The sequence below is a fragment of the Rhodoferax sediminis genome (assembly GCF_006970865.1).
Taxonomy (GTDB): domain Bacteria; phylum Pseudomonadota; class Gammaproteobacteria; order Burkholderiales; family Burkholderiaceae_C; genus Rhodoferax_A; species Rhodoferax_A sediminis.
On record NZ_CP035503.1, the window covers coordinates 671176 to 691163 of the forward strand.

The 19988-nt window shown below is 63.4% G+C and carries 23 protein-coding genes and 2 pseudogenes; 5 read left to right on the plus strand and 20 right to left on the minus strand.

The window, feature by feature from the left end; translation table 11 throughout:
- Nucleotides 1–205 precede the first annotated feature (205 nt).
- The 7 genes from EUB48_RS03210 to EUB48_RS03240 all read right to left on the minus strand — a co-directional run bounded on the left by EUB48_RS03210 (nucleotide 206) and on the right by EUB48_RS03240 (nucleotide 6784).
- Nucleotides 206–514, minus strand: coding sequence for an NAD(P)/FAD-dependent oxidoreductase (locus tag EUB48_RS03210; protein WP_142817588.1), 309 nt, complete (start codon nucleotides 512–514; stop codon nucleotides 206–208).
- Nucleotides 515–661: 147 nt separating this feature from the next.
- Nucleotides 662–1318 carry an NAD(P)/FAD-dependent oxidoreductase gene (locus EUB48_RS03215; RefSeq protein WP_142817589.1) on the minus strand — a complete coding sequence of 219 codons (657 nt, stop codon included), beginning with the start codon at nucleotides 1316–1318 and terminating at the stop codon, nucleotides 662–664.
- Nucleotides 1315–1968, minus strand: coding sequence for a TIGR04282 family arsenosugar biosynthesis glycosyltransferase (locus EUB48_RS03220; protein ID WP_142817590.1), 654 nt, complete (start codon nucleotides 1966–1968; stop codon nucleotides 1315–1317). Before EUB48_RS03220 ends, EUB48_RS03215 begins: the two co-directional genes overlap by 4 nt.
- The gene (locus EUB48_RS03225; RefSeq protein WP_142817591.1) at nucleotides 1949–2638 is read right to left on the minus strand and encodes a TIGR04283 family arsenosugar biosynthesis glycosyltransferase; all 690 of its coding nucleotides are present in this window, start codon (nucleotides 2636–2638) and stop codon (nucleotides 1949–1951) included. Before EUB48_RS03225 ends, EUB48_RS03220 begins: the two co-directional genes overlap by 20 nt.
- Nucleotides 2635–3426 (minus strand): C40 family peptidase, encoded by a 792-nt coding sequence (locus EUB48_RS03230; protein ID WP_142817592.1) that lies wholly within the window; start codon nucleotides 3424–3426, stop codon nucleotides 2635–2637. Before EUB48_RS03230 ends, EUB48_RS03225 begins: the two co-directional genes overlap by 4 nt.
- A gap of 130 nt (nucleotides 3427–3556) precedes the next feature.
- Nucleotides 3557–4597, minus strand: a complete 1041-nt coding sequence (locus EUB48_RS03235) for a hypothetical protein (protein WP_168226690.1) — start codon at nucleotides 4595–4597, stop codon at nucleotides 3557–3559.
- Nucleotides 4598–4636: 39 nt separating this feature from the next.
- Nucleotides 4637–6784, minus strand: coding sequence for an FAD-dependent oxidoreductase (locus tag EUB48_RS03240; RefSeq protein ID WP_142817594.1), 2148 nt, complete (start codon nucleotides 6782–6784; stop codon nucleotides 4637–4639).
- A gap of 154 nt (nucleotides 6785–6938) precedes the next feature.
- Here EUB48_RS03240 and mtnP point away from each other — a divergent pair, with 154 nt between their 5' ends.
- Entirely contained in the window at nucleotides 6939–7811 is an 873-nt protein-coding gene (mtnP, locus tag EUB48_RS03245) for an S-methyl-5'-thioadenosine phosphorylase (RefSeq protein ID WP_142817595.1), read from the plus strand.
- A gap of 382 nt (nucleotides 7812–8193) precedes the next feature.
- On the opposite strand, the gene EUB48_RS03250 is transcribed toward mtnP, so the two are convergent.
- From EUB48_RS03250 to EUB48_RS03265, 4 genes are read right to left on the minus strand one after another with little or no spacing between them, the layout of a single operon-like run.
- Nucleotides 8194–8442, minus strand: coding sequence for a zf-HC2 domain-containing protein (locus EUB48_RS03250; protein WP_142817596.1), 249 nt, complete (start codon nucleotides 8440–8442; stop codon nucleotides 8194–8196).
- Nucleotides 8439–9071 (minus strand): sigma-70 family RNA polymerase sigma factor, encoded by a 633-nt coding sequence (locus EUB48_RS03255; protein ID WP_142817597.1) that lies wholly within the window; start codon nucleotides 9069–9071, stop codon nucleotides 8439–8441. Before EUB48_RS03255 ends, EUB48_RS03250 begins: the two co-directional genes overlap by 4 nt.
- A 24-nt stretch (nucleotides 9072–9095) precedes the next feature.
- Complete coding sequence (locus EUB48_RS21810; protein WP_142817598.1) at nucleotides 9096–9401, minus strand: YeeE/YedE thiosulfate transporter family protein; 306 nt, start codon at nucleotides 9399–9401, stop codon at nucleotides 9096–9098.
- Nucleotides 9286–10149 (minus strand): YeeE/YedE thiosulfate transporter family protein, encoded by an 864-nt coding sequence (locus EUB48_RS03265; protein ID WP_142817599.1) that lies wholly within the window; start codon nucleotides 10147–10149, stop codon nucleotides 9286–9288. Before EUB48_RS03265 ends, EUB48_RS21810 begins: the two co-directional genes overlap by 116 nt.
- 510 nt (nucleotides 10150–10659) lie before the next feature.
- On the opposite strand from EUB48_RS03265, the gene EUB48_RS03270 reads away from it, so the two are divergent.
- Entirely contained in the window at nucleotides 10660–10953 is a 294-nt protein-coding gene (locus EUB48_RS03270; RefSeq protein WP_142817600.1) for a DUF4148 domain-containing protein, read from the plus strand.
- Nucleotides 10954–11053: 100 nt separating this feature from the next.
- On the opposite strand, the gene EUB48_RS03275 is transcribed toward EUB48_RS03270, so the two are convergent.
- The 5 genes from EUB48_RS03275 to arsS all read right to left on the minus strand — a co-directional run bounded on the left by EUB48_RS03275 (nucleotide 11054) and on the right by arsS (nucleotide 14701).
- On the minus strand, nucleotides 11054–11755 hold the full coding sequence (locus EUB48_RS03275; RefSeq protein ID WP_168226691.1) for a TVP38/TMEM64 family protein: 702 nt from the start codon (nucleotides 11753–11755) through the stop codon (nucleotides 11054–11056).
- Nucleotides 11756–11838: 83 nt separating this feature from the next.
- Nucleotides 11839–12372, minus strand: a complete 534-nt coding sequence (locus EUB48_RS03280; RefSeq protein ID WP_142817602.1) for a carboxymuconolactone decarboxylase family protein — start codon at nucleotides 12370–12372, stop codon at nucleotides 11839–11841.
- A gap of 6 nt (nucleotides 12373–12378) precedes the next feature.
- The gene (locus EUB48_RS03285) at nucleotides 12379–12927 is read right to left on the minus strand and encodes a peroxiredoxin-like family protein (RefSeq protein WP_142817603.1); all 549 of its coding nucleotides are present in this window, start codon (nucleotides 12925–12927) and stop codon (nucleotides 12379–12381) included.
- 45 nt (nucleotides 12928–12972) lie between these two features.
- On the minus strand, nucleotides 12973–13668 hold the full coding sequence (locus EUB48_RS03290) for a haloacid dehalogenase type II (RefSeq protein WP_142817604.1): 696 nt from the start codon (nucleotides 13666–13668) through the stop codon (nucleotides 12973–12975).
- 34 nt (nucleotides 13669–13702) lie between these two features.
- Nucleotides 13703–14701, minus strand: a complete 999-nt coding sequence (arsS, locus tag EUB48_RS03295; RefSeq protein WP_142817605.1) for an arsenosugar biosynthesis radical SAM (seleno)protein ArsS — start codon at nucleotides 14699–14701, stop codon at nucleotides 13703–13705.
- Between the two features lie 179 nt (nucleotides 14702–14880).
- On the opposite strand from arsS, the gene EUB48_RS03300 reads away from it, so the two are divergent.
- Together EUB48_RS03300 and EUB48_RS03305 are read left to right on the plus strand one after the other, a co-directional pair.
- On the plus strand, nucleotides 14881–15510 hold the full coding sequence (locus EUB48_RS03300; RefSeq protein ID WP_244618315.1) for a sigma-70 family RNA polymerase sigma factor: 630 nt from the start codon (nucleotides 14881–14883) through the stop codon (nucleotides 15508–15510).
- A gap of 35 nt (nucleotides 15511–15545) precedes the next feature.
- On the plus strand, nucleotides 15546–15716 hold the full coding sequence (locus EUB48_RS03305; protein WP_210411688.1) for a zf-HC2 domain-containing protein: 171 nt from the start codon (nucleotides 15546–15548) through the stop codon (nucleotides 15714–15716).
- A gap of 294 nt (nucleotides 15717–16010) precedes the next feature.
- Here the strand turns inward: EUB48_RS03305 and EUB48_RS03310 are convergent, their stop codons facing one another.
- The 3 genes from EUB48_RS03310 to EUB48_RS03320 are packed head-to-tail and all read right to left on the minus strand — an operon-like array spanning nucleotide 16011 to nucleotide 18714.
- Complete coding sequence (locus EUB48_RS03310; protein WP_142817607.1) at nucleotides 16011–16583, minus strand: carboxymuconolactone decarboxylase family protein; 573 nt, start codon at nucleotides 16581–16583, stop codon at nucleotides 16011–16013.
- Nucleotides 16580–17659 carry an inorganic phosphate transporter gene (locus tag EUB48_RS03315; protein ID WP_142817608.1) on the minus strand — a complete coding sequence of 360 codons (1080 nt, stop codon included), beginning with the start codon at nucleotides 17657–17659 and terminating at the stop codon, nucleotides 16580–16582. Before EUB48_RS03315 ends, EUB48_RS03310 begins: the two co-directional genes overlap by 4 nt.
- Before the next feature lie 14 nt (nucleotides 17660–17673).
- Complete coding sequence (locus tag EUB48_RS03320) at nucleotides 17674–18714, minus strand: methyltransferase domain-containing protein (RefSeq protein WP_142817609.1); 1041 nt, start codon at nucleotides 18712–18714, stop codon at nucleotides 17674–17676.
- Nucleotides 18715–18892: 178 nt separating this feature from the next.
- On the opposite strand from EUB48_RS03320, the pseudogene EUB48_RS21580 reads away from it, so the two are divergent.
- Nucleotides 18893–19072, plus strand: a pseudogene (locus EUB48_RS21580) (transposase); the annotation flags it as partial.
- Here EUB48_RS21580 and EUB48_RS21980 read toward each other — a convergent pair.
- A pseudogene (locus EUB48_RS21980) lies at nucleotides 19060–19895 on the minus strand (P-type ATPase actuator domain-containing protein); the annotation flags it as partial. The pseudogenes EUB48_RS21580 and EUB48_RS21980 sit on opposite strands and share 13 nt — an antisense overlap.
- Between the last annotated feature and the right edge of the window lie 93 nt (nucleotides 19896–19988).

Sequence of the window (19988 nt, forward strand, 5' to 3'; positions counted from 1 at the left end):
GGGCGTAGCTCAGACGTGCAAGTCGGCCCAGCTCAGCGCCGGCGGTCCGGCCGACGACCTGCTCGTCCTCAAGCTTGCCGATGCGATCAGCGCGGATGCGGGCCAAGCCGACAGGAATTCCATGATGTGAGCGATCAATCCCGTGACTTGCTGCAGCGCATTGTCTTGGATCGCGTGACCGTGGCAGAGCGCGCGATTGAAACCATCACGCATCAGTGTCAAAGCGTCGTATGAAGCCCCGATCGATCCTGTCTTTCCAGTTCCAGACCCAACCGCCGCCAATGGACCAGCGCCCCCACAAAGCCAGTGCATTTAGGTTGCCGGTGCTGATGAGGTGCAGCGCGCGCTGTTGAGGCGTCCAGGACAGGGGCGCACGTCCTTCGCACACCGCCCTCAAGTTCTCGGCCAGCACGGGGCCGGCTTTGACCGCATACACGCCGGACTTGGGCATTGCAGTGGCGTAGGCCGCCACGTCGCCCGCGGCAAAGACTCGCGGGTGCGAGACACTTTGCAAGGTAGCACGCGGATGAAACCCTGTTCGTCGGTGGCCAGGCCACCCGTGCGCGGCCACGCAGGTGCAGCCGCGCCAGTGACTCTACCTGGCACGCATCGAAGCGCTGCGGCGGGCCCTGTTCGAAGTTGATCTGGCCGGCCATCAAACCTACGGCGCGACGCTCGCCGAGCCAAGCCACGCTGCGCTGCACCAGCAATCGGCCCACTTGCCGGCGCATACGGCCAGGGCCACCTTCCAGCGGCAGCGCACCAGAACCGACGAGGGTGATGCGAACGTGCGACCAGCCGTCGGCCATGGCCCGGTACTGAGCTGCAAAAGCCAACTCCACGCCTGCGGCGCTGGCACCCAGCATCGCCAGCTCGAAGCGACGACAGCGGTCCAGCGTGCGGTCCACCAGTTCTGGCCACGCCGCGACGAATGCCTCGATAGGCCGGATCGGCAACGCATGCTCCACGCAGCCCGGTAATTGGTTGATGGCTGGCAACGGACTGGTATTGATGGACAAAAATCGAAGTTCAACCGGGTGCCGTCGGCATATGTGACCTCGTTGTCTGCTGCATCGACGCCGAGCGCGGCGGTCTCGTGGAACTTCATGCGCGCGTCGGCCGCCAGCGCGTCGAGCGCAATGGCACAGGCCTCGATCGGATAGTGGCCCGCCACCCCGCCGGGCAACATGCCGGAGTAAATCTGGTGTCGGTACGGTGACACCAGATGCACGTCCCATCCGGCCAATGGACGTTCAGCCAGATCGGCCAGCACCTTGACATGGGCGCGGCCGCCGCCGAGCAACATGAGCCGCTTCACGCGGCGGCCTCAGTGCCTACCGCATCGAGACGCGCAAGATCGTCCGGCACATCCACGTCCCAGAGGGCTTCGAATTCGCACAGCCGCAGGTCCAGCGCTCGCGCGCGTGCCCGGGTGTCTGACATGACTGTGGCGGTGCCCCAGGTCATGTCGGTGAACAGGGCAGCTTGCGGCTGGCGCAGGCCGACCAGCACATAGCCGCCGTCCTCCGCCGGATAGAACACCGCGTCGTCGCCATCGATCAGGGCCCGAGCAGCCTTGCGCAGATGGGCCGGTCGCAGCACCGGACAGTCGGTGCCGATGAGCAGCAGGGGCCCCTGCGCGCAAAGCAGGCGAAACGCGGTATGCATCCGATCCCCGAGGTCTCCGCTGGACTGAACCAAGCAGCGCACGTTCGTCGCGCTTTGCAGGGCCTTGAAGAAGCGATGCCCGGCATCGGGCATGCACCACAGGGTCACGGGCCCAACGTCGGCATCACGAGCCGTCTGCACAGCCGCGCGCGTCAGTCGCCGCTGCAAACGCGCGGCGCCGCGCGGACCGAGGACCGGAATGAGTCGCGTCTTGGCCAGTCCCGGGATGGGCGCCTTGGCCAGGATAGCCACCTGTACCTGCCGCAGGCTGTCATGCGCGTCATCGTGGGTGATAGCCATACCGGATTGCCAGTTGTTCGGGGTCCGCGCCGAGAAAGTAGGCGGCGCGCAGGCGCCACATCAGCAGAATCGTTCGCCAAATGCCGTGGCGTTCCCAACGCCGCGCCGACGTGATGACACGCTCGGTCAGGCAGGCCGGCGGCCCGTGTCGCTTGAGGACCTTTGAGATGGCGACATCTTCCATCAGCGACAGATCCGGAAAACCGCCGACCTGGCGGAACCGGTCGTGGCGGACGAACAGCGCCTGGTCCCCCGTGGCAATGCCGGTCCAGCGCGAGCGGCAGTTCATCATGACGGTGACCATACGCAACAGCGGCCGGTCACTGGCGATCCGCACATCGAAGCGGCCCCAGGCAAACGGGCCCAGCGTGGCGCGACGCACCAGCGCGTCGGCGTTGTCCGGCAACTCGGTGTCGGCGTGCAGGAACAGCAGCACGTCGGCCGGGCAAGCCGCGGCGCCGGCATTCATCTGCGATGCCCTGCCGCGCGGTGCAAGCAGGGCAAGGTCGGCGTGGGCCCGGGCGATATCCAGCGTGTCGTCCTGGCTGCCGCCATCCACCACGACCACACGCGCTCCGCGCTGTCGAAATCGCTGCAGTGCCTGCAGGCGTTGCGCCAGCGTTTGCGCTTCGTCCAGCACCGGCACGATGATGCAAAGGGAAGGCCTCAAGACGGCACCTTGTCGATGTCGGTATGCCAGGTCAGCGCGCGGTGCTCGAAACCCGCCGCCAGCGTCGGCTTGATCACCGCGAAATAGGGTGAGACGTCGAAGTCGCGCGGCACGAACAGGCTGTGATGGCGCACGTGCAGCATTTCGTCCATGCAGCCAAGGCACATCGGGTCCTGCGATGGAACGTTTTGGATGAGCGGCAGGATCGGGTACCGCACCGACTGGAAGACCTGGGCGATGAGGGTGGAACAGATGGCGCGCGTGGGATCGCCGCTGCCCAGCGCCAGCATGCGGCGACGCCAGCGCACCGGCACGGGTGGCGTGGGCAGGAGGTAGCGCGCCAGGTCGACGACGTTTTTCAGGTCGTACTGCTGACCCAGACGGGACATTACGAAGCGGATGAGGGCGTCGATCTCGATCGCATCGAGTCCGACTGGCCGGCACACGCGGCAATGCAGGCCGGCAAATTTGGCCACCGTGACGGCGCGCACGCCGTCGCGCAGGTCTGCCTCCAGAAAGCAGCGCGGCCGGCCTTGGTCATCGGCGAGCCCGCTGGCCTCACCCACGAACAGCGCGGCATGCGACCAGGTGGACTGTGTCAAGTACTTGATCGTGACACTGAATCGGCTCTGGCCTTCAACGAGCACCACGTCGCCAGGCATCAGGCAGGCCATCAGTTTCGCTGGGTCGGTAGGCGCGGTCAGGCTGTGCGTGTGGTGGGTCTGGCTCAGATAGCGAGTCAGGCGCTCGCCGATCCACCGTGCGATGCTGTTGAAGATGCCAATCATGGGTTGTTCGCGTTCCGTTCCGCTTCGTTTCGAGTCTGCGCAAGCTCAGTGAGCGTCGCCGAGTGCCCAGTCGTAGTCGGAGACTTCCGAGGCGAAGACGACGCCGGGAGTGGCGGGAGGGTGCGTGTCATCACGATTTCCCGTCGGCCGGCGGGCCGGTGAAGCGGTAGTAGAAAGCCCCGTCGATGAAAGGCCTTTCATGCGTCACATGCTCAATCAGGCCGAACTGCATTAGCCGGTGCAGCAGCACCCACGCATCGCGCCGCGCCAGGGCGTGACGGGCGACCAGGAGGTCCACCGCCTCGGCGCCGATCCAGCAACGTGGGTAGGTCGCGCCCAAATAACTGCGATCGGCTACCGGCACTCCGTTCGACGCCCGTACCGAGGCCAGAACCTGGCCCAGACCCAGCCGGTCGGCAGCTTCGGATACCGCCAAGCGGTAGAACAGGCGATTGTCGAGGAACGGGTGGTCATGAGTGACATGGACCATCAGCCCCAGCGAACCCAGCGCCTGGCCGATCGCCACGGCTTCGGTGGCCGGGCGGTGCCAGCGCCGCGACATCCACGCCACCGCTTCCGAGCCCACGAAACATTGCGGGTAAGTCCGCAGGCGATATGCCAGATCCTGAATGGCAAGCGACCGGTGCAACAACTCGGCAACGTCCTCTGCCGATTTTCCGGTCAAGGCACGAAGGGTCGCCCGTGGCGTGCCGACCTTCCGTTTCTGCTTGGGTACTCGGGCATGCCGGGCCAGTTCCTCGGGTGCAAGCGGCGTCATGCCGAGTACGCGAGTCACGCCATCGAGGGCCGATCGCAGGCTTCCTTCACAGTCGCGGGCGTCGAACTCGGGTAACAAGTCAGCGAATTCAAGCGCGTGAACCCAGCGCCGGTCGGCCTCGCTCACATGTCCGCCTTCGAGCCGGGTGAGGAACATGCGTTGACGCGTGGCATCGCGCGGCAGCGCCGCATCGATTTCGATCAATGTCGGTCGCGTCGCCATACCCCCGCGTGAGATATCGATGAAGGCCACGGTGTGGGGGCGATCCGCGAGTCGAAGCAGAACGTTCTCGTGTCGGTTGCGGTCAGCCGGCATGTCGCGCGGTAGCACCCGCAACGCGCTCAGCCCAGCGCGTTGCGCGCTTCTCCTGGCCACTGGCGGCAGGTCGATCATGGCGGTCAGGCCAGGTGATTGGTGCATAGTCGCTCCCGGTCAGCCACGCCGCCATGCGTGGAAGCGCTCGCCCCAAGCCAACAGGCCCTGGGGTGTATGCGTGCGCTTCCAGTTGCCGGCGACGTATTTGTTGGCCTCGGCCAGCGTTGGGTAGGTGTGAATGGTGCCGAGGATTTTGTTCAGACCGATGCCGTATTTCATGGCTAACACGAATTCGGCGAGCAGGTCGCCGGCGTGTTCGCCGACGATGGTTACGCCCAGGATGCGGTCCTTACCTGGCAACGTCAGCACCTTCACGAAGCCGTGGGCCTCTTCGTCGGCAATCGCGCGGTCCAGGTCGCTCAGGCCGTACACTGTGACTTCATGGGGCACGTTGCGCTCCTTCGCCTCCGTTTCGTTCAGTCCCACCCGGGCGACTTCGGGCTCGACGAAGGTGGCCCACGGAATCACACGGTAGTCGGCGCGGAATTTCTTGAAGGGGTCGAGCAGCGCATTCACCGCGGCGTACCAGGCTTGGTGCGCCGCGGTGTGGGTGAATTGATAGGGCCCTGCGACATCGCCGGCCGCGTAGATGTTGGGGAAGTTGGTCTGCAGGTAGCCGTTGACTTCAAGCGTGCGGCCTGTGACCACTTCCAGTTCCTGCAAGCCATATCCGGTGAGGTTAGGCGTGCGGCCGACGGCGACCAGCAAAACGTCGAAGGGGATGCGAACCTCCTGGCCCTCATGGTCGGCAACCAGCAGTTTCTCGCCACCGTTGACTTCCACTCGCTTCGCCGTGTGCCCGACGCGCACGTCGATGCCCTCGCCGCGAAAGCGCGCGGTGACCAGCTGCGACACGTCGGGGTCTTCGCGCAGCAGAATGCGCGGTGCCATCTCGACCTGCGTGACCCGGCACCCGAGTCGCGCAAAGGCTTGCGTCAGCTCGCTGCCGATCGGGCCGCCGCCCAGCACCACCAGGCGATCGGGTCGCTGCCGCAGACTCCACACGTTGTCCGAGGTGAAGACGTCGACCCGCTCGATGCCGGGAATCGGAGGCACGGACGGGCGGGCGCCGGCCGCAATGACGATGCTGCGAGTGGTCAGGCGCTGCACATGCCCGTCGTGGCGGGTGATTTCCACTTCCCACGGCGACACGAGGCGGGCGGCGCCTTGCACCACGTCGACGCCGAGACTGGTGTACCGCTGTACCGAATCGTGCGGCTCTACGGTCTTGATCACGCGCTCGACCCGTTCCATGACCTCGGCGAAGTCGAATTCGGCGTGCGCCGAGCGGATGCCAAATTCCTTGGAACGCTGCACATGCGACAAGAACTTAGCGGACCGGATGAGGGCTTTGGACGGCACGCAGCCCGTGTTCAGGCAGTCGCCGCCCATCTGGTGCCTTTCGACCAGGGTCACCTCGGCCTTCAGTGCCGCCGCGATGTAGGCCGTGACAAGACCAGCCGACCCGCCACCGATGACGACCAGATTGCGCTCGAAGCTTTTGGGGCGCTGCCAGCGTGCATAGATGCGGCGGGCCTGCACGCCATCGAGGACTTTGCGCGCTGCCAGCGGCAGGATTCCGAGCAGCACCAATGAGCCAAGAACGGTGGGCGAGACGATGCCTGAGAGCGAATCGATCCGGGCCAATTGGGTTCCGGCATTCACGTAGACCAGCGTGCCGGCCAGCATGCCGAGTTGGCTGACCCAGTAGAACGTCCGCGTCCTGATGGTTGTCAGGCCCATGGCGAGATTGATGACGAAGAAAGGTACCACAGGCACCAGGCGCAGAGTGAACAGGTAGAAGCCGCCATCCCTGGCGATGCCGGCATTCATGGCCACCAAGCGATCGCCAAAGCGAGCCTGGACCCAGCCGCCCAGCAACCAGCGTGAGGCAAGGAACACGAGGGTCGCCCCGATGGTCGATGCAAACGAGACGATCAACACGCCCCATCCGAGGCCGAAGACGGCACCGGCTGCCAATGTCATCCAAGTGGCTCCGGGAACCGACAAAGCCACAACGGCGATGTAACCCGAAAAAAACATCAGGCCAGCAAACACCGGTTGCGCGCGCCGCCACGTTTCAAGATCCGCCTGGCTGCTTTTGATGGCGGCTAAGCTCAGGAATCGTGAGACGTCAAAGATTTGGAATAGGGCCACCAGTCCGACCACAGCGATCACCAACCACCAGCGTTTGTCCAGATGCATCCCAAGCTTTCATTATGTGCGGCCGGGCACAGGCGCCAGCCTCTTTTTCGTAGACGGCTCCACTGAGCATTTCTTACACGCGCAGCCGCGCAGGCCGTGTAAGGAATACCGCCGGCGTACGTCTAGAGACGATCACACCAACGAAAGACATCGAATGGACCCCATCCGCATCGGCATCATCGGCGGCAGCGGCCTGTACCGGATGGACGGGCTCACCGATACGCGAGAGCACGTCGTCGATACGCCGTACGGCCCGCCTTCCGACGCGCTGCTGCTCGGCAAACTCGATGGCGTGGATGTCGCTTTCCTGGCGCGCCACGGCCGTGGCCACAAGCTGATTCCGGGGCAGATCCCTTTTCGCGCCAACATCTACGCGATGAAGTCGCTCGGCGTGCAGTATCTGCTGTCGGTGTCGGCCGTAGGTTCCATGCGTGAAGAGATCGCCCCACTGGACATGGTGTTGCCGGACCAGTTCATCGACTTCACCCGCACGCGCGAAGGCAGCTTCTTCGGCAACGGGGCCGTGGCCCACGTTGCATTGGCCGACCCGGTCTGCGGTGCACTGCGCAGCGTGATGGCCCAAGCCTATGCCGACGCCGGATTCGCGGACATTCGCCTGCACGATGGCGGCACCTACGTCTGCATCGAAGGGCCGGCTTTCTCCACGCGCGCCGAGTCGACCTGGTACCGCAGCCTGGGAGCGGCCGTGATTGGAATGACCAACATGCCCGAGGCTCGGCTGGCGCGCGAAGCTGAAATCGCCTATGCGACGGTGGCCCTGGCCACTGATTGGGACTGTTGGCATCCGCACCAGGTTTGCGTCACGGCCGAAATTGCGATTGGCAATCTGCAGGCCAATGCCCAACGCGCCCAGACGTTGCTGGGCCACGCGGTCAGGCGACTCGCGGCCACTTGGCCGGTGTCGGCCGCGCACTCCGCCTTGAGCTCCGCCCTGGTCACTCCACCTGCAGCGATGACCGCGGAAGTGCGCGCGCGTTTAAGCGCGCTGCTCGCGCGGTTTCTGTGACCACCAAACGCCATCGGCTTGAGCTGGTGTAAGGAACTGACACGGTCCCCCATCTACGAATCGCGAAAGCAAGGATTCGTCTCGGCTTTCGGATGTTCATGGCAGCGCGGCTGTATCCGCGATGCCTTTCGGCGAGAGATGTCTACGTCAAGCGCAGAAAACCTCCCGCAAACTTCGCCGCGCAAGTCGGATTCGATTCGTCAATAGTCAATGAGGCCGAAGGCGAGGCGCGCAAGCCACGGCAGCAGATCTGCAGTCGTGCAACCCGTCACCCGCTCAAAGTGCGCGGCAGCAAAATTTGGAGTCATCGGACGGGTCTAACAGGGTAGCTGGCAGACTGCAAATCGTTCATTTGCGCCCGAGGCTGCCTTCGGCGCTCGGATCATGCGGGACTTGTCGGCGTGGCTTCCGAATGTTGCGTTGCTTGCGCGTCCTCTTGGATTGCCCCTCCGCCCGAGAACAGGTCCGCCGCCAGCGCGTTCACGCTGCTCATCTGCTTGTCGACATTGCCGCAGTTGTCGCACATCGATAGGTGAATGCGCAGCCGCAGGCTGTCGATGAGCCCGAGCGGTTCATCCAGTCGCTGCGACAAGAGCTCCGCGACTTTCTTGCAAGAATGCATCCAGTTCATACATTGGCCTTGGTGTTGATCCAATCGCGTTGCATGCAGCCGCGAAGCGCCATGCGGGCGCGGTGCATGATGGTCCTGCAATTCTCGGCACTGACGCCGACACGCTCGCAGATTTCGGTGGTTTCGAACCCCAGCCATTCGCGCATCATGAAGATGCGGCCCGTCTGGCGAGGCAGGCAGCTCACGCACCTTTCGAGCACGGTCATCATCTGTCGCTGCTCCATCAGGTTGTCAGGCTGTTGCCAGGCGGGGATCGGGTCGGTGTAGGCCCCGTCGGGATCGTAAAGCGCGTCAATGGCGTCATCGAGCTTCTCATCGTCTGGGCTCAGCTGCACGATACGACGCCGGGCGGGCGAGCGGTACCAGTCGGCGATCTTGTTCTTCAGGATCGCCGTCGCCCACGTCACGAGCGAGGCCACGCCGCGATGCTGGTCGCGTTGCTCCACAACGGCCATCAATGTGTCCTGCACCAGGTCCTCGGCGAGACTGGTATCACTCAGCGCAAACCGCGCGTGCCGAAGAAGCCGCTGGCGCAGCGACGGGAGTTGCCCTTCCAGATCGAGCTCGGAAATGGCCGCACCGGCGCACATTGGTGCATCGCCGGTGATGGGTAGGTCAAGAAGTGTCATGTCGTGTCTTCGTGCCGGATTCCCTCATCGACCCGAACCGGGTGTTTGTGGGACGCGCGCCTCGTCGCAGCCGGAAGGCGAGCAGGAGATCACTGGCATCGGCGTGCGTGTCGCGCGCAAAGTGCCAAGCACCAGTGCAATACCAGCGAGCATTGACAAATAGCTGAACAAGGCGGTGGCCGTCATCATCGGCAGGCTGCCAAGCAGCAGCGTGTCATTTCCGCCCGGCACCATGGTTGCACCCGATCCCATCAGTGCGCCGCCGCCAGCGTGCCGCAGCCAGTTCGAGGCATCGTTCGGCCGGTGCCAGGCGAACGAGCCTCGTTGCAGCGTCGAAGGCGATCATGCCGGCGGGCAGCCCGAGCACCAGGAGGCCATGCCACGTTGAGGGAGCCGGCGCTGCGCCCCACGAGTTCAACACCCTTGTCCGCAGGTAATTGGTGTAGGACCACGCTCCTTGCCTGGCATACAGCAGACCTGCGGCCAAGCCGAGGAGTGCGGCAGGTATCGAAAGATGAAAGGTCGGCGCCAGCAGCGCCGCCTTGAGCTGGTGGCGGCCTCGGCTCAATTGCCATAGCACCTTCAGACGGTGGAAGGCCCACGCCAAGAAAAGGGCCAGGAGCCAAGGCGCTAACTGTGGCCAGCGCGACCAGGGTGATACCACCGCCGCCAGCCCTGCGGGCAAGCCCGTCGCCTGCAAGCCAATCCAGGTTCTCACGCCAACCAGGAATCCGCCCAGCGTAGCCAGTATGCCCAAGTCGCCGTCGGCCAGGCGCGTCAGCGTGGAAAGTGAACAGCCACCATTGAGAGCCGCGCCCACGCCGAACAGCAGTCCGCCGGCCCAAGCCAACGCAAGCGGCGTGCGGGCCCAGGCGGGCTGCGGCGTCATACCGAACCCAAGAACCAGAACTCCCGTCAGCGTAGCTGTCCAGAGCATTGCTTGTAGCGGACTCCACAACAAGTGCATGCTGCCCGCCGTAATAACTTCGGAAATGGCGCGTACGTTGCGCAGGCTTGCGCGGTGCGCGGCAAAGCCGATCAGCAAGGCGCAGGCGAGGGTGACGATTTCGAGAGACATGGACGACGGCCTGAGCGTGATGTCACGGCATGCGCAACACCGAGGTCCAAAGATGAAATCGCAACCAGGCGAACCCGTAGGCGCTCATGCGAGGCCAAAGCCAACCCTGCCAAATGCGGCCACCGCACACCGACGGAGCCACCATCAGGACGGAGGCGATCAACTTTCGATGGAAAACTTTGTGCGGCTTCATCAAAGGTGCGGCGTGGCTGCGTGATGGCGACGAGGAGCCAGGGAGTGAAACGCTGCGCTTGGCCAGTGCCGCGTCGTGCTCACCGTCCCGAGCATGCCCATCGTCTGTTTAGACGGCCAACACTGTTTTGGTCTTACACGCTTCGGCCTTCTGCTTGCCCAGGAGGTGCAACTCGCATGTTGGCGAACGTCACGTGTCTCGCCTTGACTTGGCGATGTCACGTTTTGCTGCCTTAGGCCGACCAAGGTTGTGACTATGACGTTATGAGCGAAGCAGTTGATCCAAGTCCACCGTTCAACCTCACAAAGGAAATCATCATGAAATCGAGTCACCTGTTTGCCGTCACTACATTGGCAGTTCTCGTTTCGGCCGGCGCCCACGCGGAAGATGCAGTTGCGCCCGAGCACACCCCGGCGTTCCAAGGCAGCCGCACCGGCGCGGAAGTCATGGCCGAAGCGGTGCTGGCGGCGCGCAATCGCAGCAACGAACCGGCTGGTTCTCGCGTGGCAATGCCGGTTCAATCGAGCCTTGATCGCGCGGCGGTGCGAGCGCAAGCTGCAGAAGCTGTCCGTCTGGGACAGATCCCCTCCGGCGAACGCGGCGCCATCTGATCGCCGGCGGTCGATGCTTCGAGCCTCGACCGCCATTTCCCAGTTTTGGCCGACAACGGAGATTTCCCCGCACCGACCCTGTGGCACCTGCTGTATGTGTCTAGGCATTCCGACGTCGTCGCGCCACATGCGTCACCCATGCGGCCATTAGCACTGCGGCGCCCACCGCCGTCCAAATCCAGGGCGAGACGGTGAGGACCCGGTCCCCGAACACTGCCGTAAGCACGGTCATAGGCAGGATACCCAAGCCTGTGGTCCACAAGAAGGTCCACCAGCCGATACCCGCCAGTGCAGCGGCATAATTGATGAGATTGAACGCGACGATCGGCAACAGCCGGGCCATAAGCATGGCGCCCGCACCCTGCCGGCCCGCCCATCTCGTAAGTTCATCGGATTGGTGGCGCGTCAGAAGCCGTTTGACGAATGGCTTGCCGAAGCGGCGAGCCAGCCCATACGCCGCAACGGCGCCGAGCATGGCGCCAACCCAGGTGATCACGGCGCCCAGGATCGGTCCGTAGACGAGACCGTTCGCGCAGGCAAGTATTTCCGCTGGAAACGGCACAAATGAGTGAATGACCATCAGGCCGATCGATCCAAAGACCCCCCACCGGCCCCAGCCGCGAATTGTCGCAGCCGCACTGCGCATGTCAGAGGTGAAATTGGACCCAAAGTCGAGTGCCATCCACCACGCTGCGCCGGCGACAGCGGTAACGATGACTATGAAGAGACCCAGCGCCGCGGCGGCCCTCCATCGACCTTGAGAAGCAGACGCGACCGGTCGAACTTCGTCGCTGGTCTTCATAAGCAGTCTTTCAACAAATTCGAGGGCAGGTGACTGAACGCGCGATATCGAGGAAGCGCAGTGGCTCCATGAGGCATGAACACTCAGACGGCCGGAGGCAATGCTCGCAGCAAAGGTGCGTAACCATCGTCGTGCAACGATTGCCCGCGGGTTTGGTAGAGCGCGCGGTTGCCCTTGACGCCATGACCTTCCAGAAGACGATTCATGAAGTTGAACAGGCAGATCGTCAGCACAGCGTCGTGCAGTTCCAACTCGCTCCATCCGACGGCAAACACCGCGTGGGCATCCGCCTGGGTCAACTTCGCTGGCTCGTAGGCCAGGATGGACTTCAGGCGCGCGTCGACCGGCGCCATGTCGAAATCCGTCCGCTGCTGTTCGAGCAACGATGAGTCGATCCCGAGTGCCTTGGCCGTTTCGGAGTGGACGCCGTAGCAGTACTGACACGCATTCAGCCCGGAGACATAGGCCGCGATCAGTTCCTTGTCGCGCGGCAGCAGTCCCAAGGCATTGCGCAGGACTGCGTCGTGGAATTCGATCAGCGCCCGGCCGGCAGCCGGGTTCAGCGAAACGATATGCCGCACGCCGGCATCTTCGGGAAGGGACGGAAACCAGGCCATGCGCAATCACACCTCGCCAGCGTATTCTCCCCGTGCCGGATAGTCCTTGGCAATGGCGAAGTCGATCGCGCCCAACAGATCCTGGAACTGCGGCCGCGCGAAGGGCATGGTCTGCACCGCTGCGTAATACAGCGTTCCGTCCGGCCGGACCAGGAAGACACCGGGTTCACTGAACAGCGTCGGCTCGTCGATTCCGACGGACGTCTTGCCGCGCGACGTGCTGATGTACAGGCCCCATTGGCGCGCGGTTTTGAGGCTGAGCCCATAACCGAACTTCACGCCGCTGGCCTTGACCTTCTCGGCCATCTGCCGGGCGCGGTTTTCGTCGTCACTGCTGATGGCGATTACCTGCACGCCGCGCTGGCGAAACTCGGGCTCCAGCCGCTCGAGTTCCAGCAGGTACTTGGTGCAGATCGGGCAGTGCAAGCCGCGATAGAAGACCAGCAGGTCGAAGGCCGCGCCCGGCGCCTGGCCCGAGGTGTAGCGCCCACCCGCAGTCACGGCAACGTCAAGCGCGGGGACCACTTCGCGAGGCATCAGAGGATCGGGTTTCATCGGGATTGTTTCCTGTGGGTATGTGAAAGGGAAGTGCCTGCGGCTTCAGGCGCGCAGGCTGCGGACGAGGCCGTCGAAACCATCTTCGATCAGGTCATAAGTCATGTTCGGATTCGGGTCGGGCGGGCCTTGCGGCCCCCACTCGCGGGGCCGCCGGATGAATGCGGTGCGAAAGCCCGCGGCATGCGCTGCGTTGAGATCGAAGTTGTGGCATGCGACCATCAGGATCTGCGCCGGTTGCAGGTTCAGCCATTTCGCGGCCGTGGCATAGGCCTGCGCGTGCGGCTTGTACACGCCGATCATCTCGCAGGAAATAATGGCGTCCCAGGTCAATCCGTTCTTGCGCGACACATCGACGACCAGGGATGTAGGCAGCATCGTGAAGGAGACGACGGGCCGCCACTTCTGCAAGGCGGCCAGTGCGCCCGGAAAGTCAGGCCAAGCATCGAGCGAATGCCATGCGCGCCAGACCACGACGCGTTCCTCCGGGGTAACGGCGTCCAGGTCGAAATGCGCGAGCGTTTCGTCCAAGGCCTGGCGATGGACGTCATCCATCTGGAACTCAGGTTGCACCTGTCCCACGATTCCCTTCATGGACTGCCGTCGCCAGTGGTTGGCGACGGCGTGCCAGTCGGCGCTCATTCCATGTCGCGTACCGATCGACTTCAGGGCGGCCACCATGCCGCGATGCCAGTCCAGCACGGTGCCGCCGGTGTCGAACGCCAAGGCCTGGATGTCCATGACTTTTCTCCTTGAACAGCTGAATCGACGCCCGTCAGATTCCGCAAGTCGTTGCGGATGCCGCAGCAGTCTCGAGGGCGCCGCCACAACTCGATCCCTGGCCGGCGGTACAGCCAAAGCAATGATCGGCCACGCGGATCGATTGGCCCTCCAGCGCACCGACAGTGATCTCGCCGAGATGGACACGCGGCTTGCCGGCATCGCGGATCGGCAGTCCGAGTTGCTGGTTGAAGTCGCAGTCGTACAGACACCCCAGCCAGTCCACGCTGACAAGGCTGCGGCACATTACCTGATCGAGGTTGTCCTCCCTATGCGCACTGCGCAGCAGAGACATGTAGCTGTTGAACTGGCCTTTGGACACCAGCATCGACCCGAAGCGCTGGATCGGCATGTTTGCAAGCGTGAACAATTGGTCGAAGAGAACGCCAAAGTGAGCCGCAAGGTGCTGCTTGTAATCACGCTCCAACGCCTCTTGGGCCGGAGGCAATGCGGCGCCCTGGGGGTTGTAGACGAGGTTCAGTATCAGGCCGGTGCCCGGCCGGCTGTAACCCAGCGCGTTGAGTCGCTGGAGCCCGCGGATACTGGCGTCGAACGTGCCTTTGCCGCGTTGGCGGTCCACGTTTTCTTCGAGGTAGCATGGCATGGATGCCACGACCTCGACCCCATGATCTGCCAGAAACTCGGCAAGGCCCTCCTGGCCGGGTTCCTCCAGAATCGTCAGATTGCACCTGTCGATCACCCGCACGCCAAGCGAGCGCGCGCCAATGACCAGCCTGCGGAAATGCCGGTTCAGCTCCGGTGCGCCACCGGTCAAATCCAGGGTGCGAACTTGAGGGCTGGCGGCAAGAAAGGCGATGACTGTGTCGACAGTTTCGCCGGACATCTCCTCGGTCCGATTTGGGCCAGCGTTGACGTGGCAGTGCACGCAACTCTGGTTACAGCGGTAGCCGAGGTTGACCTGCAGGGTGTCGACCACGCGCCGGCGCAGGGCGGGGAAATCCGTTCGGGCGAGCAGGGGAAGGGTGGCGTGCATGGCAGTTCCGTGGTGCGATGGCTTTTGGACGTTTCGTCGACCGATTCCTTACACGCCCTCATGACCGGGCGTAAGGAATCGTATTGGCGCTCGTCCAAAGATACTTGGAGGAGAATCGAGCTCACCAAAGCCTGTCGCCGAGTGCGCGGCGGGGGTTAACGAATCATCGAGGAGACCGAATGTCGAGCATGGCCGTCGCATCGCCTGAGCCCGCCGCAAGCGCCGGCCCAGGCATCAGCGCCGCGGCGCTGATTGCGCTCCGGACGGACATGATCCGATTTGCACAAATGCAATTGCGCAACCAGGAGACTGCCGAGGATATGGTGCAGGAGGCTATCGAGTCGGCCCTGCGCGAAGCGTCCTCCTTTGCGGGCAACTCTTCGCTCAAGACCTGGGTGTTCACTATCCTCAAGAACCGCATTATCGACCACCTTCGGCAAGCCGGGCGCACTGTGCCGATGTCAAGCCTGGTCGAAGATGGGGACGATTGGCAGGAGCGCCTCGAAGCACTGTTCAACGAGCGGGGGAGCTGGCGCGACAATGCGCGTCCTGGCGCCTGGCCGAATCCGGAGCAATCCATGCAGAACAAACAATTCTGGGAGGTGTTCGAGGCTTGCCTCGAGCATCTGCCAGCCAATACGGGCCGGGTATTCATGATGCGCGAGTTCCTGGGTCTGGAGTCCGACGAAATTTGCGCTCAGCTGGCCATCTCGACCAGTAACTGCCACGTCATCCTGCATCGGGCCCGGTTGAAACTGCGGGCTTGCCTTGGAAATGGTTGGGCTCACATGGGAGACGCGGCGTGTTGAATTGTAAGGAAGTCACCGAACTCTGCTCCCAGGAAATGGAACGTCGATTACGTTTCGGCGAGCGCCTGTCGATGGGAACTCATTTGATGATGTGCACGGGGTGCACGAATTTCCGCAAGCAGATGAAGGCGCTGCGGGTGGTCGCGCAGACCTACGCCGAAGGCGGTGCTGCCGCTCCCCCGCCAGCGGACCAGCCATCGAAATGATGAAGGCACTGCCTCCGGTGTCGCAAACAGAAGGAGATTGATACGTGAAAAGGAATCATGCAATGCACTGATGGATGACCGTGCTCGGCGCTTTCGCCCTCATTGGCGGCATTGCCGGTCCGCTCCTCGCGGCGCCGATGAAGATCGACGCGGTCGTGGCCTAAAAGGAGCAGACTCGCCTCGATTTTTCGGATGGCAGCAATAGCGGCTGCGCCGCTGATCAGACGGCGCCGCCGAAGGTTTGGCGTGACCTCGGCGCGAGGCGCGCGAAGGCCGCAGTGCGCTGCTTAACGATTAGAGCGTCGGACGCTCGCAAAATCCCTGCGCCGGCACGTCGAGCGCCGCATTGAACTTGCTCGACAGGTTCTGGAACGCGATCAGCGCCGTCAGTTCGACGATGGCGTCGTCGTCGAAATACGACCGCAGCTGCTGCCGCAGCTCGTTGTCGACACCGGAGCCGGTGATCGTTGCGGCTTCGGCGTAGCTAAGCGCGACCTTCTCTTTGGCACTGAACTGCGCTGAGTGCAGGAAGCGAGGCAACTCGGCAAGCTTTTGCGGCGCGACATGGCGTTCAATCGCTGTCGCCGAGTTTAAGTCGATGCAGAACGCGCACCAATTGATCTGCGAGATTCGCACAGTGATCAGCGAGCGCAGAGCGGCATTGATCGGCGACGATTTGCGGTCGAGCGAACGGTAGAGCAGCGTCAACGCAAGAAAGGCCTTCGGTGCGCGCCCCCACAGTCGGGCCGGTTCCAGTTCGCGCCCATACTTACGGCGCTGCAGCCAGAAGATGGTGCGAACGTACCACGGGTAGTGCTTGCCAACCGTGGCTTGCCCGAAATCGCCAACTGGAACAGATGTCGTCATGCCAGCCTCGCCACGGACCAGGCAACGACGGCTGCAATCGGTAAAGTTGCGACCCATGACAGCAGGATGCCGCGCAGGGCCTGCCAGTTCACGCGCCCGGCACTCGCACCCACGCCACCGATCGAGCCTACGCAGACATGCGTCGTCGAAACGGGAAGGCCCAGCTTGCTGGCGAGCAGGACCAAGGCCGCAGTGATCAGGTTTGCCGTCAAGCCCTGTATGTGATCCATCCGTGTCACGCGCCGGCTCATAGTTTCGGCTACCCGCCTTGCGAACAGGAGCCCGCCGATCATCATCGCCACGGCGATCAGCACGATCGACATGTCGGTCTTCAGCAGGTGCGCGGCCACCAGCAACGCCGCGAGCTTGGGAGTGTCGTTAACCCCGCGCGCAAAGCAGATCGACATGGCGGACAGCACATGCAGCCAGTCCATGCTGCGCGATACCGAAACGCGCGCTTGCGTCGGGACGCGATCACAGTGCGCATCGGACGCCACGATGATGTTTGGAAGCGGCAGGCGCCCGGCCGTGGTTCCACCGATCGCCAGAGCCGGCGCAGGGACGGCTGCGACGATGCAGGCACAGTCATCTTCGGAGCGCCGCATTCTCATAAAACGCCACGCCGCCATGCCCAACAAGGCCGAGAGGATAGGGCTTACGAGCAACGGTAGCAGAAAGGCGTCCGCGAGCTGCGCGAGATGCACCTGAGTGCCCGCTTGGGCAACGCCTGCGCCGATCAGACCGCCGATAAGCGCATGCGTCGTCGATACGGGAAAGCCAAGGCGCGTGGCCAGGAACACGGTCGCGGCCGTTGCCGCAGCGACGGCCAGGATGAACAGCGGAGCACTGGCCACTGCATCGGGCACCAGGCCCTTGCCGGAGAACTGCTCGACCAGCGAGCCTGCCAGCGCGATGGAGGCGAGACTGCCGGCCACCGTAGCAACGGCGGCCAGTGCCAGCGCCTTCCGATATGTCAGCGTGTCGGAGCCCCAGACGGTGGCAAAGCCTTTGAAGTTGTCATTCGCGCCATTGCTGAGCGCGACAAATAGCGCTGAAGCGACGAGCAGCCATTCCATATCCGCCCTGCCCCTTAGCAGCAAGCGGAAGCGGTCGATTCGCTCCCCGTAGCATCGAATGGCAGTCCCCCACCGCAGCCCTCGAACAGGCCATAGTGCCGACGGAAGTCACCGATGAAATCGAAGTGGGGCGCCAGCCGCGTCTCACGAAGCATGCGCCAAGTATTCCCGCACACCGGAAACACGCGGCCTGTTTCGATATCGTGATGCTTGTCCAGGACGAAGCGGTCGGGCTGCTCGAGGATGCTGCCCCGGTAGACCACGGCTTGGCCGTAATCCTCGCAGGCGGACTCGAGCCCTTCGAGCTTGAACAAGCGATAGGTCGCCGAGAAGAAGCGAAGGTTGCCCAGCCGGCTGGCCAATTGCGGATCGCCCATGTCCAGCGGGCGGTCGGTGACCAGGCGAGAATCCGCGAAGCCGTGTCCCTGGGCCAGCCGGAGGAAGTCGTTCCAGTACAGCGCACCGCCCAGACATTCGCCGTAGAGCACCGGGTCGTTGCGCACGGAGTCGGGCACACGGCGGTCAGCGTACACATCGGCGAAGTAGAACTCCCCGCCCGGCTTGAGAAGACGATGCACGCCGCGCAGCACCGATTCCTTGTCCGGTGACAGATTGACTACGCAGTTTGAAATGATGACGTCGAAGCTGCCGGGCTCTAGGTCCAACTGATCCAACTGTTCGATGTAGCCGTACAGGAATCGGACGTTGTCGTAGCCAAAGGACTGCGCATGGAAGGCGCGATGGCGATTTGCCACGGCTAGTTGCTCGTCGGTCATATCAACCCCGACGACCTCGCCAGCCGGCCCGACAAGTTGTGCAACGGCATAGACGTCTCGGCCGGCGCCGCAGCCCAGATCGAGCACCCGGCAGCCCTGCAGAAGCGGCGGACACACGAGCCCGCAGCCGTAATACCGGCTCAACACCTCCGGATGGACGCGCGCGAGAATCGGCTTCATCCACGGCGGAACGGCGCTGGCGTCGCAGCACGCGTTGGTTTTCAGGTCGCCGGAATTCTTTAACTGGCGACCGTAGTAGTCGCTAACCACCTCGTGCATGATCGGGTCTTCCTTAGTCTGTGTACTTGGAAGAGACGCTTGGGGTCGGGATTTCCTTACAGTGCGTCTCCCCTTGATTCCGGACTTTTCAAAACTAGAGGTAAGGTGGCTTTTTCGGCCGGCCCGCGAGGGCAGGAAGGAGAAGCGATGAAGAGGTCGAGGTTTTCAGGGGGAACAGATCGCCAGCGCACTGCGCTTGGCCGAGTCGGACACGCCGGTGGTCGACGTGTGCCGCCAGATCGGCGTGTCGGAGGCGACGTACTACGCGTGGAAGAAATTCGGTAATTTGGGGGTGACGGAACTCAAGCGCTTGAAAATGCTTGAGGACGAGAGCGCCCGCCTGGAGCGCATCGTGGCCTTGCGCGCACTGTCCTTGACCGTGTCGCCCAAAGCCAACAGACCGAGCAGCTGCGGTGCGGCGGTGACATCGGCCAGCCATGACACTGTGCGCCCGGTGCTTTCGAGTTCGCTAGCCTGGCCCGCGAGGGCGGCGAGATTGATGCCGGGTTCGGCCATCAGGCGCGAGCTGCCCGCCTGGACGCTTGCCGTCAATTGCAGTAATTCGTCGGCGCTCAGGCTGCCGGCGGGAAGATGGGCGACGAGCCGTGGTTTGCCTTCGGTGAGCGTACCGGTCTTGTCGAAGGCCACAATGCCGATGCGATGGGCGATGCCCATCAGCCACCAGCCGCCCAAGGTCAGCAGCGCGATATCGAGGACGACCGGCACGAAAACCGGCGAAACCTGATCGACCACGCGCTGGATTGGCGCTTTGGCCATTTGTGCGTTTTCGACCAGACGGATGATGCGGGCCAGCGTCGTCTCGGCACCGATCGCGGTGGTTTCGATACGCAGCAGGCGTCGTCGTTGATCACGCCGCCGGTGACCTGATCGCCTTCCGCCTTTGAAACTGGCAGGCTCTCGGTGAGCAGCGATTCGTCGAGCTGGCTGGCTCCCTGGCGTATGACGCCATCGACCGAGACGCGCTCGCCGGCGCGAACGACGACGATATCGCCGACCCGAACCGAGGCCAGCGGCAACTCGCGTTCCGTACCGTCGCGCCATAGGCGGGCCGTCGCCGGGCGCACGGCATTGAGGGCGCGAATGGCGTCGGCCGTCTGGCACTTGGCGCGGGCTTCCCGCCACTTGCCGAGCAGGATCAGGCTAATCAACGTGGGCGACGCAGGAGGCACAAGTCATTCTGCGAATGCCGATGGACCAATGCCGCAGAGCGGTGATCGCGGGATTCGCACTTTGATTCATGGTTGTTTCCTTCC

What these genes read in the sequence shown, in the direction of transcription:
- EUB48_RS03220 (WP_142817590.1), bottom strand. Translation starts at nt 1,968, where the DNA reads ATGGCTATCACCCACGATGACGCGCATGACAGCCTGCGGCAGGTACAG.
- EUB48_RS03230 (WP_142817592.1), bottom strand. Translation starts at nt 3,426, where the DNA reads ATGATTGGCATCTTCAACAGCATCGCACGGTGGATCGGCGAGCGCCTG.
- EUB48_RS03235 (WP_168226690.1), bottom strand. Translation starts at nt 4,597, where the DNA reads ATGATCGACCTGCCGCCAGTGGCCAGGAGAAGCGCGCAACGCGCTGGG.
- EUB48_RS03240 (WP_142817594.1), bottom strand. Translation starts at nt 6,784, where the DNA reads ATGCATCTGGACAAACGCTGGTGGTTGGTGATCGCTGTGGTCGGACTG.
- mtnP (WP_142817595.1), top strand. Translation starts at nt 6,939, where the DNA reads ATGGACCCCATCCGCATCGGCATCATCGGCGGCAGCGGCCTGTACCGG.
- EUB48_RS03250 (WP_142817596.1), bottom strand. Translation starts at nt 8,442, where the DNA reads ATGAACTGGATGCATTCTTGCAAGAAAGTCGCGGAGCTCTTGTCGCAG.
- EUB48_RS03255 (WP_142817597.1), bottom strand. Translation starts at nt 9,071, where the DNA reads ATGACACTTCTTGACCTACCCATCACCGGCGATGCACCAATGTGCGCC.
- EUB48_RS03265 (WP_142817599.1), bottom strand. Translation starts at nt 10,149, where the DNA reads ATGTCTCTCGAAATCGTCACCCTCGCCTGCGCCTTGCTGATCGGCTTT.
- EUB48_RS03270 (WP_142817600.1), top strand. Translation starts at nt 10,660, where the DNA reads ATGAAATCGAGTCACCTGTTTGCCGTCACTACATTGGCAGTTCTCGTT.
- EUB48_RS03275 (WP_168226691.1), bottom strand. Translation starts at nt 11,755, where the DNA reads ATGAAGACCAGCGACGAAGTTCGACCGGTCGCGTCTGCTTCTCAAGGT.
- EUB48_RS03280 (WP_142817602.1), bottom strand. Translation starts at nt 12,372, where the DNA reads ATGGCCTGGTTTCCGTCCCTTCCCGAAGATGCCGGCGTGCGGCATATC.
- EUB48_RS03285 (WP_142817603.1), bottom strand. Translation starts at nt 12,927, where the DNA reads ATGAAACCCGATCCTCTGATGCCTCGCGAAGTGGTCCCCGCGCTTGAC.
- EUB48_RS03290 (WP_142817604.1), bottom strand. Translation starts at nt 13,668, where the DNA reads ATGGACATCCAGGCCTTGGCGTTCGACACCGGCGGCACCGTGCTGGAC.
- arsS (WP_142817605.1), bottom strand. Translation starts at nt 14,701, where the DNA reads ATGCACGCCACCCTTCCCCTGCTCGCCCGAACGGATTTCCCCGCCCTG.
- EUB48_RS03300 (WP_244618315.1), top strand. Translation starts at nt 14,881, where the DNA reads ATGTCGAGCATGGCCGTCGCATCGCCTGAGCCCGCCGCAAGCGCCGGC.
- EUB48_RS03305 (WP_210411688.1), top strand. Translation starts at nt 15,546, where the DNA reads ATGGAACGTCGATTACGTTTCGGCGAGCGCCTGTCGATGGGAACTCAT.
- EUB48_RS03310 (WP_142817607.1), bottom strand. Translation starts at nt 16,583, where the DNA reads ATGACGACATCTGTTCCAGTTGGCGATTTCGGGCAAGCCACGGTTGGC.
- EUB48_RS03315 (WP_142817608.1), bottom strand. Translation starts at nt 17,659, where the DNA reads ATGGAATGGCTGCTCGTCGCTTCAGCGCTATTTGTCGCGCTCAGCAAT.
- EUB48_RS03320 (WP_142817609.1), bottom strand. Translation starts at nt 18,714, where the DNA reads ATGCACGAGGTGGTTAGCGACTACTACGGTCGCCAGTTAAAGAATTCC.